At 66.4% G+C, this 13,706-nt stretch carries 14 protein-coding genes; 11 read left to right on the top strand and 3 right to left on the bottom strand.

The window, feature by feature from the left end:
- Positions 1-123: 123 nt before the first annotated feature.
- Positions 124-834, top strand: a complete 711-nt coding sequence (locus AAHB16_RS11485) for a GntR family transcriptional regulator (RefSeq protein ID WP_150374258.1) — start codon at positions 124-126, stop codon at positions 832-834.
- Here the strand turns inward: AAHB16_RS11485 and AAHB16_RS11480 are convergent.
- On the bottom strand, positions 806-1,405 hold the full coding sequence (locus AAHB16_RS11480; protein WP_191002334.1) for a cupin domain-containing protein: 600 nt from the start codon (positions 1,403-1,405) through the stop codon (positions 806-808). The two genes, AAHB16_RS11485 and AAHB16_RS11480, sit on opposite strands and share 29 nt — an antisense overlap.
- A gap of 186 nt (positions 1,406-1,591) precedes the next feature.
- Between AAHB16_RS11480 and AAHB16_RS11475 the strand changes: the two genes are divergently transcribed.
- From AAHB16_RS11475 to AAHB16_RS11465, 3 genes are read left to right on the top strand one after another with little or no spacing between them, the layout of a single operon-like run.
- A complete protein-coding gene (locus tag AAHB16_RS11475; protein ID WP_342050917.1) occupies positions 1,592-2,803 on the top strand; it encodes an ABC transporter substrate-binding protein in 1,212 nt (403 codons plus the stop codon).
- A 40-nt stretch (positions 2,804-2,843) separates the two neighbouring features.
- Positions 2,844-3,938 carry an Ldh family oxidoreductase gene (locus AAHB16_RS11470; protein WP_342050916.1) on the top strand — a complete coding sequence of 365 codons (1,095 nt, stop codon included), beginning with the start codon at positions 2,844-2,846 and terminating at the stop codon, positions 3,936-3,938.
- Position 3,939: 1 nt separating this feature from the next.
- Positions 3,940-4,602, top strand: a complete 663-nt coding sequence (locus tag AAHB16_RS11465; protein ID WP_342050915.1) for a pyridoxamine 5'-phosphate oxidase family protein — start codon at positions 3,940-3,942, stop codon at positions 4,600-4,602.
- Positions 4,603-4,610: 8 nt separating this feature from the next.
- Here AAHB16_RS11465 and AAHB16_RS11460 read toward each other — a convergent pair whose 3' ends face one another.
- Positions 4,611-5,012 (bottom strand): VOC family protein, encoded by a 402-nt coding sequence (locus tag AAHB16_RS11460; RefSeq protein WP_342050914.1) that lies wholly within the window; start codon positions 5,010-5,012, stop codon positions 4,611-4,613.
- Positions 5,013-5,136: 124 nt separating this feature from the next.
- A complete protein-coding gene (locus tag AAHB16_RS11455) occupies positions 5,137-6,690 on the bottom strand; it encodes a methyl-accepting chemotaxis protein (protein WP_150374253.1) in 1,554 nt (517 codons plus the stop codon).
- 173 nt (positions 6,691-6,863) lie between these two features.
- Here AAHB16_RS11455 and AAHB16_RS11450 point away from each other — a divergent pair, with 173 nt between their 5' ends.
- The 7 genes from AAHB16_RS11450 to AAHB16_RS11420 all read left to right on the top strand — a co-directional run bounded on the left by AAHB16_RS11450 (position 6,864) and on the right by AAHB16_RS11420 (position 13,687).
- Entirely contained in the window at positions 6,864-7,769 is a 906-nt protein-coding gene (locus AAHB16_RS11450; RefSeq protein WP_342050913.1) for a LysR family transcriptional regulator, read from the top strand.
- Between the two features lie 160 nt (positions 7,770-7,929).
- Positions 7,930-8,256, top strand: a complete 327-nt coding sequence (locus tag AAHB16_RS11445; protein WP_342050912.1) for a YciI family protein — start codon at positions 7,930-7,932, stop codon at positions 8,254-8,256.
- A 61-nt stretch (positions 8,257-8,317) separates the two neighbouring features.
- Entirely contained in the window at positions 8,318-9,712 is a 1,395-nt protein-coding gene (locus tag AAHB16_RS11440; RefSeq protein ID WP_342050911.1) for a two-component system sensor histidine kinase NtrB, read from the top strand.
- Positions 9,697-11,031 carry a sigma-54-dependent transcriptional regulator gene (locus AAHB16_RS11435; protein ID WP_342050910.1) on the top strand — a complete coding sequence of 445 codons (1,335 nt, stop codon included), beginning with the start codon at positions 9,697-9,699 and terminating at the stop codon, positions 11,029-11,031. Before AAHB16_RS11440 ends, AAHB16_RS11435 begins: the two co-directional genes overlap by 16 nt.
- A gap of 170 nt (positions 11,032-11,201) precedes the next feature.
- On the top strand, positions 11,202-11,885 hold the full coding sequence (locus tag AAHB16_RS11430; protein WP_342050909.1) for a hypothetical protein: 684 nt from the start codon (positions 11,202-11,204) through the stop codon (positions 11,883-11,885).
- A gap of 34 nt (positions 11,886-11,919) precedes the next feature.
- Positions 11,920-13,131 (top strand): MFS transporter, encoded by a 1,212-nt coding sequence (locus AAHB16_RS11425; RefSeq protein ID WP_446718084.1) that lies wholly within the window; start codon positions 11,920-11,922, stop codon positions 13,129-13,131.
- A 73-nt stretch (positions 13,132-13,204) separates the two neighbouring features.
- Entirely contained in the window at positions 13,205-13,687 is a 483-nt protein-coding gene (locus AAHB16_RS11420; protein ID WP_150374247.1) for a DUF2501 domain-containing protein, read from the top strand.
- Positions 13,688-13,706 lie beyond the last annotated feature (19 nt).

Raw genomic sequence — 13,706 nt, 5'->3', positions numbered from 1 at the left:
ATGTCACTGTAGGAGTCCGCGTCGCGCGCGGTCAAGCCATTTGCATGCAGGATCGGGTAAACACGGGTCAAAAATCGGCGCCTGGACATGCATACCGCCGAAAATGCATGCATAATCGCGGTTATGAGCAAAGAATTCGTCCACAATTCCCTCCTCGACAACCTGCGCGAAGTCTTTATTCGCGGCGATGTGCCGCCTGGCGCCAAGGTCCCCGAAGCCGAGCTATGCGAACGGTTCGGCGTGTCCCGGACGCCGTTGCGCGAGGCATTGAAGGTGCTCGCCGCCGAGGGGCATGTGGAACTGCTGCCCAACCGCGGCGCGCGCGTGCACGTGTTGACGCTGGAGGAGGTGGACGGGTTGTTCGCCGTCGCCGGCGCGCTGGAAGCGCTGGCCGGAGAGCAGGCCTGCAAGCGCATCGAACCGGCGGCGCTCGCCGCGCTGGAAGCCGTGCATGAAGACCTGCGGACCGCATTCCGCGCGCGCGATCTGGCGCCCTACTACGATGCCAATCGGCGGATTCACGAAGCGATCGTCGCGGCCACGCACAACCCGATACTGCAGACGCAGTACGCGCAGCTGAACGCGCGCATTCGTCGCATTCGCTTCGATTCGCCAATGACCGAAGAGATCTGGTCGCGCGCGATGGCCGAGCATGAAGGCATGCTCAATGCGCTGCAGCGCCGCGATGCGGCAGCCATGGCCAGCATTCTGAAGACACACCTGATGCACAAGAGCGAGGCCATCCTCGATGCGATGCGCGCCGAGGCGGCCGTGCAGAAACCGGCGCGGACGCGCCGCCCTGCGTCTACGGCGCCAGCGAATCCACCGGCGTAACGACCATCAGCAGCCGCGCCGGCGTCTTGCCGATATTGCGGCCGCGGTGCGGCTTTTCGCAGTTGAAGTGGACGCAGTCTCCCGCGCCGAGCACGGCCACCTGTCCGTTGATCTCGAATTCGAGTTCGCCCTCGAGCAGGTACAGGACCTCTTCGCCCTTGTGGCTCAACGACTCGTGGTGCATGGCTTCGCCGGGCAGGTACGTGAGTTCGAACGCGCTCATCTGCTGGTCGGCCAGCACGCCGCTCGTCAGGCGGTAGGTGTAGCCCTTGCCTTCCATTGCCGCGGCGGCATTGCGCTCCGCCGCGCGGCTCACCACGAATTCGGGCTGGGGCTCCTGGCCCGGCCCTTCGAAGAAGTCCCGCAACGGAATGCCCAGCCGATCCGCAATCACGATCAGGTTGGAGATCGATGCATTCGTCTCGCCGCGCTCGAGCCGCGACAGGAAGCCTGCCGATAGCGCGGTCTGTTCGCTCAGGCCATCGAGCGTGATGGCGCGCGCCTTTCTGGCCGCGCGAATGCGCATGCCGAGTTGCCGGGACACCGCCTCGACGCGTTGCTCAACGTTCATGGGCTGTTGTTGTCGGTTGTGTGCACGCGAGTTTATCCGGAATGCACAGAAACGGCGAGCAATATTGCCTGTGGGGCAAATTTTGAGCCGAAATGGTGCGTTCAAGATAATTCTTTTGCCTCCCATGAAATTTGTGTACGATGCAAATCAACTTGCGCCTCACGCAAATTCACCTTGGAGGCCCCCATGCCCACCATCCGCCCTGCCATCGGACCCCTCGCGCTCTGCGCATCACTGCTCGCGCCCTTCGCCACCCACGCACAGATCTCCGACAACGTTGTGAAGATTGGCATCCTCAACGATCAGTCGGGCCCGTACTCGGATCTGTCCGGCCAGGGCTCGGTCGAGGCGGCGCGGCTGGCCGTCGAGGAGTTTGGCGGCAAGGTCGCGGGCAGCCGCATCGAGATCGTCGCCGGCGACCACCAGAACAAGGCGGACGTCGGCGCCACGAAAGCGCGCCAGTGGTTCGATCGCGAAGGGGTCGATGTCATCGCCGATTTCTCGAACTCGAGCGTCGGCCTGGCCGTGCAGGGCCTTGCGGCCGAGCGCAAGAAAATCACGCTCGTCGCGGCCGCATCGAGCGAGTTCACGGGCAAGTCATGCTCGCCGTACTCGACGCAATGGGTCTACAACAGCTACAGCAATGGTCATGGACTGGCCAAGCTGCTGTCGAAGCGCGGCTACGACTCGTGGTATCTGATGACGGTCGATTACGCGTTCGGCCACGCATTCGCCGCCGATATCCGCAAGACCGTGCTCGAGTCGGGCGGCAAGATGCTCGGCGAAGTGAAATTCCCGCTGAACTCGCCCGACCTCAGTTCGTATCTGCTGCAGGCGCAAAGCTCCGGCGCGAAGGTCATCGTGTCCGCCAGCGCGGGTAGCGACATGGCCTCCACCGTCAAGCAGGCCGCGGAATTCGGCGTCACGCGCAAGCAATCGCTCGCCGCGCCCGCCGTGTTCATCACGGACGTCCACAGCATGGGGCTCAAGAGCGCGCAGGGCCTGCAGTTCCTGACCGCGTTCTACTGGGACCGCAACGACGCCACGCGCGCGTGGTCGCGCAAGTTCTACGAGCGGCGCAAGGCCATGCCCACGATGACGCAGGCCGGCGTCTACTCCGCGGTGCGCCATTACCTCAGGGGCGTCGAGGCCGCCGGGACCGATGACGCCACGGCCGTGATGGCAAAGATGCGCCAGATGCCGGTCAAGGACATGTACACGGAGAACGGCTGGATTCGCGAAGATGGCCAGGTCATGCACGACATGTACCTCGTCGAGGTCAAGAAGCCCGCCGAGTCCCGGGCCGCGTGGGATTACTACCGCATCCTCGACACGGTTCCCGCCAACGAAGCGTTTCAGCCGCTTGCGGCCAGCGCCTGCCCGCTCGTGCGCAAGTAAGTACGCCCCCGCCCTTATCGACACCCACAGGAGACCCCTTATGCCTCACGCCATCACGATGACGCTCGACGACGTCCATGCCCTCGCCAAACGCCTGCTGCAGGCGCAGGGGTTCGGCGCGCGGCACGCGCAGGCCATCGCCAACACCGTCACCGCCGCCGAACGCGACGAGTGCCGCCATCATGGCCTGTTCCGCATTCCGTTCTACGTGAACGCGTTGCGCGCGGGCCAGGCGTCGGGCGATGCGGAGCCCACGCTGTCCGTGCTGGCACCGGGCGTGCTCAAGGTCGATGCGCACTATGGGTTCTCTCCGCTCGCGCTCGAAGTCGCCGATGCCCCGCTGGCCAAACTGGCGAGCGAGACCGGCATCGCGGCGATGGCCGTCAACAATGCGCTCAACGTGGCGGCGTTGTGGCCCGAGGTGGAGCGTCTTGCCGAGCGGGGTCTGGTGGCCTTTGCGTTCGTCGCGGCCAGCCCGTATGTCGCGCCGGCCGGCGGCACCCGGCCGCTGTATGGCACCAACCCGATGGCGTTCGCCTGGCCGCGCGCCAATCATCCGCCCGTAGTGTTCGATCAGGCATCGAGCGCGAGCGCGCGCGGCGAGATTCAGGTGCGCCTGCGCGATGGCCGGCAACTCGAGGAAGGCTGGGCCGTGGGGCCCGATGGGCAACCGACGATCGATCCGGCGACGGCGCTCGCGGGCGCGCAACTGCCATTCGGCGGCGTCAAGGGCGCGGCCATTGCCATGATGGTGGAACTGCTCGCGGGGCCGCTCGTCGGCGATCTGCTGAGCTACGAGGCCGGGGAGAAGGACGTGGCCAATACCGGCGCGCCGTGCGGTGGCGAGCTGATCATTGCGATCGATCCCGTGCGGTGCATGGCCAACGGCGATCGCGCCGCGCAACTCGCGCATGGCGAGCAGTTGTTCTCGAAGATCCTCGAACAACCGGGCACGCGGCTGCCGTCGGACCGCCGTTACGAGGCGCGCAAACGCACCGTGCAACACGGCGTCACGGTACCGGCATCGTTGTACGAAACGCTACAGGAACTGAGCACGGGCACGTACACGGGCAAGCGCAACGCATATGAAGGCGACGACGCGCTGCGCGCCGCGCTGGCGGCGCAGGGAGCCTGACGTGGACAGCTACACGCCCACCGAGAACACCCGCATCCGCCGGCGGCCCGAACGTGGGCACTACGATCGCGCGCTGGTGCACGCCATCCTCGACGAAGCGCTGGTCTGCCACGTCGGTTTCGTCGCGGACGGCATGCCGCGCGTGATGCCCACCACCATCGTGCGCATCGGCGATGCGATCTACCTGCACGGGAGCCCGCAGAACCGCATGCTCACGACATTGGCGGCGGGCGCGCCGGCCTGCATCACGGTCACGCACGTAGACGCGATCGTCGCGGGACGATCGGGCTTCGGCTGCAGCGTGGACTATCGCTCGGTAGTGATCTACGGCCATGGCGAGGTCGTCGATGGCGAAGACAAGGTACGGGTCCTCGACGCCGTCATCGCGTCGTTCCTGCCGGGGCATCGCGTCCGCCCGTACAAGACCAGCGAGATCGGCGCCACGCTGATCCTGCGCTTCGCCCTCGACGAAGTCTCCGCCAAGGTCCGCGACCTCGGTGTAAAGGAGGTGGACGGCGACTACGACCTGGACATGTGGGCGGGCGTCATACCGCTACGCATCGTCCCCGGCGAGGTCCGCGACTGCCCGCGATTGAAGCCGGGCATCGCGACGCCGGATTATGCGCGAGGGTACCGGGGGCCGGTGCGAACATCGCCAGCCTGAGCCACTGCTCAATGCCCGTGCTGCCAGCTCTTGTAGACAAACTCGAGGCTGTATCCATCCGGGTCCCTGACCTGTGCCGCGTAATAGCGTGGGTCGTAGTGCAACTGCGGGCCCGGTGGATGGATTTCGGTTGCGCCCGCCGCCAGTGCCGCCGCATGAGCGGCGTTCACCGCGGTTTCCGAGTCTGCGATGAAGCCGACATGCGCGGCAGCCGGGGCGGCCTCACCCTGCCGTAGCCAAAAAAACAGCCTTCCGTTTGCGCCGAAGCCCTTCAGGTCCGGATGTCCGGGCGGGCCGTCTTTGCCGTCGTAGTCGTGGCGGGCGGTGATGCCGAGGGTTGGCAGTACCGCTTCGTAGAAGCGGATCGAGCGATCGATGTCGCTGACGGTGAGGAATACGTGGTCGAGCATGCAGGGATCCTGAGGGTGTGGCCGCCGGCGGCGTCATGACTGCACGATACACGTCCGGACTCCCTTCGGCACCTCCGAATCTGCCGAATCCCTGCCTATTGCTGCCCGCCCAACGAGCGTCGGATCACGCCGCCACGCGGAACGCCGACACCGCATGATGCAGCGCCCCCGCCTGGTCCTCCAGCGACGCCGCCGCGGCGCTAGCTTCTTCCACGAGCGCCGCGTTCTGCTGCGTCATCTGGTCCATCTGCGACACCGCGCGGTTGACCTCCTCGATGCCCGTGCGCTGCTCCGCCGTTGCCGTGGCGATGCCATCCATGATGGCCGTGACGCGGCCCACGGCGGTAACGATCTCGGCCATGGTCTGGCCGGCCTGCTCCACCAGCATCGACCCGCTATCGACCTCGTTCACCGACTCGAGGATCAGCGTCTTGATTTCCTTGGCCGCACCCGCGCTGCGCTGCGCAAGGCTCCGCACCTCGCCCGCCACCACCGCGAAACCACGGCCCTGCTCGCCCGCACGCGCCGCTTCCACCGCGGCGTTGAGCGCAAGGATATTGGTCTGGAACGCAATGCCGTCGATCACGCCGATGATGTCGTTGATCTTGCGCGAGCTCGCGGTGATGCCGCGCATCTTGTCCACCACCTCGCTGGCCACGCTGCCGCCGCGCTCCGCGATCTGCGCGGCGTCCGCCACGTACCGGCTCGCCTCGGCCGCGTTGTCCGCGCTCTGGCGCACGGCGGCGGTAATCTGCTCGAGGCTCGCGGCGGTCTGCTGCAGCGACGCGGCCTGCTGTTCGGTGCGGCTCGACAGATCCGTATTGCCCGCGGCAATCTGCTGCGCCGCCGCGTTGATCGCATCGGCCGATTGCTGGATGCCGGCCACGGTGCCGGCGAGCTGGTCGCGCATATGGCCGATCGCGTACATCAGGCTGCTGCGATCATCGGCACGCGTTTCCGCGCGCACGGTCAGGTCGCCGCTCGCCATGCGCAATGCCAGCGCGGCGGCCACCGGCGGTTCACCGCCGACCGATCGCTGGATGCTGCGAATGACGAGCGTCGCCACCACCGAGATCGCGATGCCCAGCAGCACGAGCAGACCCACCGACTGATACAGCGAACTGCGGAACTGGGATTCGATGTCATCCATATACGTGCCGGCAATCAGATCCCAGCCCCACGGCTTGAAGCGCGACACATACCCGATCTTGGGGCTGGGTTCGTCGCTGCCCGGCTTGGGCCACCAGTATTCCAGGTACCCCGTTCCCTCGGACGACTCGCCACGCGCGGCGATCTCCACGTACAACGGATACCCCTTGGCATCCTTGAAATCGCGCATGTTCTTGCCATTGAGCTTGGCATTGGTCGGATGCATGACCACCGCCGAATCCGCCCCGACGATGGTGATATAGCCATCCTTGCCATAGCGCTGCGCGGCGATACGTGCCGTGGCCTGCGACTTGGCATCGGCCTCGCTGATCTTGCCCTGCCGCGCCTGCTCGGCGTAGTCGCGGATCAGCGACATCGACATATCGACCACACTCGCGAGCTCGCCGCGACGGTCGGCCAGTTGCAGTTGCCGCGTCTGGAACGCATGCGTGACGGTCAGCAATAACAGGCCGAGCCAGGCCAGCACGAGAGGGATCCAGAGTTTCTTACGCAGGGTCAGGCGATTCATGTGGGGGGCGATCAAGAAGAACGAAAACGAAATTGGGGTGACGGGTTTCCCCCGGATATCGGAGCGTTTTCTGTTTGCTTGAGTCTTTTCATCGCGGTGCACCATTCATAGGCACAACGAGACACTTCGGTGCTAAGGTAGCCGCCAGTGCGACGGCGAATGGGGAGCCTGCTGTGGATCGGATCGATGTCATGCGGCTGTTCATCCGCGTCGTGGAGACGGGCAACTTCTCGAAGGCGGCGCGCGCCGCGGGCATCGGCCAGCCGACCGCGAGCAAGATCGTCGCGGGCCTCGAAGAGCGGCTGGGGGCGCAGTTGCTGAACCGGACGTCGCGCGGACTCAGCCTCACCGAGGCAGGGCAGAGTTTCTACGAAGGCGCCGTCGATGTCGTCGAACGCGTGGACGAGGTCGAATCGCTCGTCGTCCGTGGCGAGGCAGCGCCATCCGGCGTGGTGCGCGTCGCGCTGTCGCCGGCATTCGGCCGCATGATGATCGTGCCGCATCTGCCGCGGTTCTTCGAACGGTATCCCGAGGTATCGGTCGAGTTCAGCGTCGAACAGCGCTATATCAACCTTATCGAGAACGGTATCGACCTCGCGATCCGTATCGGGCCCCTCACCGACTCGACCGAGATCGCGCGGCGCATCGGCAGTACGCAATACGCGACCGTCGCATCGCCGGCCTATCTCGCACGCGCGGGCACGCCGCAGTCCATCGAGGATCTGGCGAGCCACGCGTGCATCGCCATGATGTCGCGCGACGCACCGCGTCCGTGGCCGTTCGCCACCCCGCATGGCACGACCGAACATGTGCCCGCGGGACCGGCACGCAGCAATGACGCCGAGTACGTACGCGGCGCGGTCCTGGCCGGCCTCGGCATCGGCCATAACGCGGGCTGGCTCTATGCCCGCGATATCGAGGCAGGCCGGCTTGTCCCGCTCCTGGAAGACTTTCGCCCCGCCCCCTTTCCGATCAGCGCCGTATGGCCCGGCAGCCGCCGGCTGCCGACCCGCACGCGCGTGCTCATCGACTTCCTCGCCGAGACGTTCGCGGCAGACCCGTTGCTCGCCGTCCGCTAGACCGCCATTCGCTAGACCGCATTCGCTAGACCGCATTTGCTAGACTATTCTTCGCGGGCATACGTGCTATGCCCCGGGGCCCTCTACCGGCCGGCCCGCCGCGCGCCTATCTTTGCTCCAACGATGTTTGCTCCAACGATGACACCGCAAGGAGCGGAAAATGGTTGACGAAAACGGCCCCCATTACTTTGTCGCATTCCAGACACCCGGCCCGAAGTGGGTACCGGGCGTGAAGTACAACGAGCAGCCAGAGTTCGGCGTGCATGTGGCCTATATGATCGAGATGCACGACCAGGGCCTGACCGTATTGAGCGGCCCGTTCATGAAAGAGGCTGGCGGCCTGTCGGGCGTGCTCGACGATGGCGGCATGACGATCTTCAAGGCGAAGGACCTGGCGGAAGCCACACGCATCGCGAACGACGATCCGACCGTGAAGTCGGGGTTGCTCAACGTCGAGGTCAAGATGATGTGGGTGCCGTTCCACTGACCGGACCCAACCGAATGGTTACAATCGAACGCCAACAACGTTCAACGCTTGCACGCCATCGGTGTTCGATATCAAACGAAAACCCGGTCTCTCGCTGGAGCCGGTCGTCAGACGCGACCTGCTGATCCTGTGGCTCTCCATTTCGGCGGCGGCCCTCGTGCTGGGAGGGCTGCTGCTGTTATTGAGCCGCCAGGGCGCGGGTCGCCAGATCGCGCATGCGCGGCAGGTCACGGCGACCAGTTGCCAGGCACTGCAGGCGGGCACCGCGCGCCTTTACCGCCAGCCTTCCGCAACGGCCGGTGCCCCCGATGTCCTGACTCCCGCCGCGGCGCAGGCCATTCTCGATCTCGCACTGCGCGACCAGCCCGGCGTGGAGGGCGGCTTCTGGCGCGAGAGCGCGGGCGTGGTCGCGTATGCGTTTCCGACCTACGACGGCACCGGCATCAAGCGAGATCCACCCAGCGCCGAACTCGACCGCATTGCCTCCATGGCGCAGCGCGCGCAGGACGCTTCGGGCCTCGTGACCGACGTCCGTCCCGGCTTGCGTGAAGCCGTTGCGTTCGCCGCCTGTCCGGTGGAAGCCGGCGATCGCCGGCTGATCGCCTGGACGCTGGTGCGCGTACCGCTGTTTGCCGCGGAAACGCTCAATATCCTGATGCTCGCGGTCAGCCTGCTGCTGGCGCTCGTCATCGTTTCCGGCGCGTGGCTCGGATGGGTCATCTCCCGGTGGCAGCGCCAGGCCGTCCAGCTGCGAACCCAGCTTGCGCAGGCGGAACGGCTCGCCACCCTTGGACGTGTTTCCGCGGGGCTTGCGCACGAGATTCGTAACCCTCTGGGCACGATGCGCATGAAAGCCGAGAACGCGATGGCCGCGCCAGCCGAGCTGCGCGAAGCGCGGGTCAATGGTGCGCTCGAATCCGTACTGACGCAGACGGCTCGCCTCGAAACACTGGTATCGAGCCTGCTGGCCCTGACGCAGCCGTTTCGTGTCGAGCGCGAGAGCGTCGACCTGGCCGCCTGGCTGGAGGCACGCCGCAGCGCCCATGCCGACGCGGCCCATGCGCGAGGGATACGCATCGGGCTGGTCATCGACCCGGCGCTTGCCTCGGCCGCCAATGGCCTCGCGCTGTTCGACCCGACGCAGATGGTGCGCGTGTTCGACAACCTCGTACTCAATGCCCTCGCGCATACGGGACAGGACGGCGAGATCGAACTGGGCGCACGTCGCACGAGCCGCGGCACCTTGCTCATGTGGGTGGCCGACGATGGCGTTGGCATTGCCGCCGACCTGCGAGACACGCTGTTCGAACCGTTCGCTACCGGCCGTGCGGGAGGCACGGGACTGGGCCTGGCGCTCGTCCGCGAGATCGTTCAGGGTCATGATGGACGTATCTATCTTGCGGACTCGCCGCAGGGAACACGCATCGAGATGGAGCTCCCGTGGCCCAAATCCTGATCGTTGACGACGACGTCGCGTTCCGCGAGAGCCTGGCGGAGATGCTTCGCGACCTCGGGCATCTCGTCCTGCAAGCGGAGACCACCGACGCGGGGCTGCACAGGCTCCGTACCGAGGCCGTCGATGCCGCGATCGTCGACCTGCGACTCCCGGGCGACGATGGCCTGGTATTCCTGCGTCGCGCAAGCGGCTTCTCGAGCGTGCCCTGCATCATGCTGACCGCCTACGCGAGCGGCGGCAACACGATCGAGGCCATGCGCCTGGGGGCGTTCGACCATCTGACCAAGCCCGTGGCACGGGCCGCGCTCGTGGAAACGCTCGAGCGTGCATTGCGGCGTGAAGCCAACGAGGCAGCGGCCGCCACGCCTGCCGGCAACACGCCCGCGGATGACACCGAGCTGGTCAGCAGCAGCGAGGCCATGCGCCAGGTGTTCAAGCGCATTGGTCTTGCCGCCAACACGGACGCCACGGTCCTCATCCTTGGCGAAACCGGCACGGGCAAGGAACTCGTCGCGCGCGCATTGCATCGCAACAGCAATCGGGCGGCCAGACCGTTCGTCGCGGTGAATTGCGCCGCGATCCCTCCCGAACTCATGGAGAGCGAGCTGTTCGGCCACGTCAAGGGCGCATTCACGGGCGCCGTCAGCGATCGTATCGGACGCTTCCGCGAGGCCGATGGCGGCACGCTCTTTCTCGACGAGATCGGCGACATGCCGCTATCCACGCAGGCGAAGATCCTGCGGGTGCTACAGGAGCGCGAGATCACGCCCGTTGGCGCAAGTCGCGTCCAGCCCGTGGATGTCCGTATCGTCGCCGCCACGCATCGCGACCTTCCCGCCGCGGTCAAGGAAGGTCGCTTCCGCGAGGACCTCTGGTACCGCCTCCAGGTCGTCCCGCTCTGGCTGCCGCCGCTGCGCGACAGACTGGGCGACGTGCTGCTGCTGGCCGAGCATTTTCTGCGGCAACTGGGCGGCGACGCTCCCAAACGTTTGAGTGCCCCGGCTGCCCGGCTGCTGCTGTCGCATGCGTGGCCGGGTAACGTGCGGGAACTGCGCAATGCCATGGAACGCGCGGCCATTCTCAGCCATGGTCCCGTCATCGAGGTCGAACATATCGGACTGGAGGCGCAGGCGCGGTCCGTCACGGCGCTCGATATCGACTGGGATGGCCCCATGGAACTTGCCGTCGCTCGCGTCGAAAGGGAAATGATCGTGCGCGCACTGGCGGCGACCGCCGGCAACCGGGCGGAGGCCGCGCGTCGCCTCGGACTGTCCCGGCAGCAGCTATACCGCAAGCTTGCCGAGCTCCGGATCGATTGAACGTTCCGCGCGCAGGTGGCCACGCAGGTGTCCGAATCTGTGACAGATGGCTGTCCCGGCGGCGGACAGTCCCACCGGGGGCGGAAACGTAACCCATTGATTTCACGCGAGTTAGATCGCGGCACGGTCCTTGCGCCGCATAGAGGCATCCCAACCACGAGGAGCCTCCCATGTCCCAGCACACGATCGCCATCTCCACAGTCCTTGCCTTCGGTCTCTGCGGCGCAAGTGCGATGGCTATGCCGCCCGACCCCGCCGACGCGCCGACGCCGCCGGTTCCGGGGCCGGCATCTCCCGTATCGATCGGTGGATACCCGTTGGAGGGCCAGGTTCGGCAGATGCTCATCAACCCATACGGTGAAGTCGACGGCTTGCGACTGGGCGACGGTACCATCGCCAGGTTTCCGCCTCACCTGTCCGCATCGCTGACGTCCCTTGTCAAGGTCGGGGACACCGTCCGCATCATCGGCCGGCCGGAGGCGGCAGGCACGATCCGGGCCGATGCCATCGTCCAGACGGCCACGGGCCGCACCTTGTACGACCAGCCGCCGCCGCTGGGAGAGGGCCGCCCCCTGCCGCCGCATCTGCGGGCGCAGCGCCTGGAGCCGCTGCAGGCCGAAGGACGTGTGCTGATGGTGCTGAGCGGGCGGCGCGGCGAAACCAACGGTGTCATCCTCGGCGACGGCACCATCGTTCGTTTTCCTCCCGACAGCCTGCGCCAATCCGTGCAGACGGGCGTGCCGTTTGCCGCGTCGGGACTCGGCACGCGCAATGCGTACGGCACCGCGCTGGAAGCGGTGAGCATGGGCTCGGCGCTTTCCGCGCTCCAGCCGCTCTATCGCTCCGCACCGTAACGGAACGCCGCCGCGTGCCGCGATGAGAACGCGAGTGAGCTCCCGCAACTGGCTATCGGGCCTGATCTTCTTTCTGTCGGACGTCCGCGACGGACTCGGGCCCTTTCTCGGTGTGCTGCTGCTCAGCCAGGGCTGGCGCGCCGACGACATCGGTTACGTGATGGCGGCCGGCGGTGCCGCCGGCATGCTTGCGACCACACCGATGGGAGCATGGGTCGACCGGTCGCACAGCAAGCGGCTGCTGCTCGCGGCCGGCACCGTCGGACTCACGCTGGCGACCGCGGCGCTATGGGCCAGCCCATCGTTCGGCATTGCCATGACCTCTCAGGTGGTGACGGGCATTGCGGGCGCGCTGCTGGGCGCCGGCATCATGGGCCTGACGCTGGGGATCGTGGACCATGACGACTTGCCCCGGCAATTGGGCATCAATGAAGCGTGGAACCACGCCGGCAATGTCGTGGCGGCAGCGCTGGCCGGCATGGCGGGCTATCTGTGGGGGCTGTCGGCGGTGTTCCTGCTGCTGACCGTGATGGCGTTCGCGGGGCTCGTCTGCCTCATCCGCATCCGTCCCGAGGACATCGATCATGAGCGCGCGCGCGGCGATAGCTCGCCGTCCGCCGCTTCGGCGCATGACGGCGGTCAGCCCCCCTCGACGCTGCGCGTGCTGGCCGAATCGCGCGAGCTGCGCATGCTCGCGATCACGATGCTGCTGTTCCATCTCGGCAATGCCGCGATGTTGCCCTGGTTCGCGCAGTCGATCGTGGCACATGGGCTGGTGAACCCGAGCGTCTTCACGGCCGCGACGGTCATCGTGGCGCAACTGGTGATGATTCCCGCCGCGCTGGGCGCGGGCCGCTACGCGAGCCGCCACGGGTACCGCGTGCTCATCGTCGCGGCGCTTCTGGTATTGCCCCTGCGCGGACTCATCGCGGGGACCTGGGCATCGCCATGGGCACTGCTCCCCGTTCAGGCGCTCGACGGGATCGGAGCAGGCTTGCTCGGCGTCGCGCTACCGGGACTCGTTGCCGGCATCCTCCGAGGCACAGGCCACGTCAACGCCGGCCTCGGGGCCGTCATGGCCGTGCAGGGCGTCGGCGCGGCGCTGAGCCCCGCATTCGCCGGGTGGATCGCGCATCATTTCGGCTATAGCGCGGCGTTTATCGCGCTTGGCGGGGTGGCGATCCTCGGGTGGTTCAGCTACCGATCCGGCATCTCGCCGCGCGCACCCGCCATGCCGCAACGATAACGTCACGACCGGGAGCGAGTACGGGGCGTATAGTGGAGACGCCATTCACAGCGAAACCTGACAAGGAGTCCCTATGACTGCGTCCACTTTCTCTCGCCGCGCGGCATTGCTCGCTTCGGTATCCGTGCTCCTGCTCTCCGGCACCGCCAACGCCCAGATCGGCGACATGCTGAAATCCTCGCCGCTAGGCGGCAGTTCCGGCCAAGGTGCCACTGGCGCGCTCGGCGGCCTTGGCTCGCCTGGGGGCGGGTCGCTATCGTCGCTATCGTCGCTCTCGTCGCTGAGTTCCGGTTCGGCCGGCAATGCAGCCGGTGTCATCGAGTTCTGCGTCAAGAACAACTATCTCAACGCCGACTCGGCCACTTCGGCGGTGAAGGACAAGCTGCTCGGCTCGGTGTCCGGCGGGACCCGGGACAGCAACTACAGCGACGGCTCGCGCGGGATTCTTTCCACCAGCAGTGGCAGCAAGTTTGATTTGAGCGGGGGCGGGCTGAAGGCCGAGGTCACCAGGCAGGTGTGCGACAAGATCCTGGCGCAGGGGAAGTCGATGCTTTGAGGCAATTCTCTGCACATCC

The organism is Cupriavidus sp. OTU4054, from assembly GCF_038440175.1.
Lineage (GTDB): Bacteria > Pseudomonadota > Gammaproteobacteria > Burkholderiales > Burkholderiaceae > Cupriavidus > Cupriavidus pauculus_D.
This window is presented reverse-complemented; position numbering and strand designations above follow the sequence as displayed.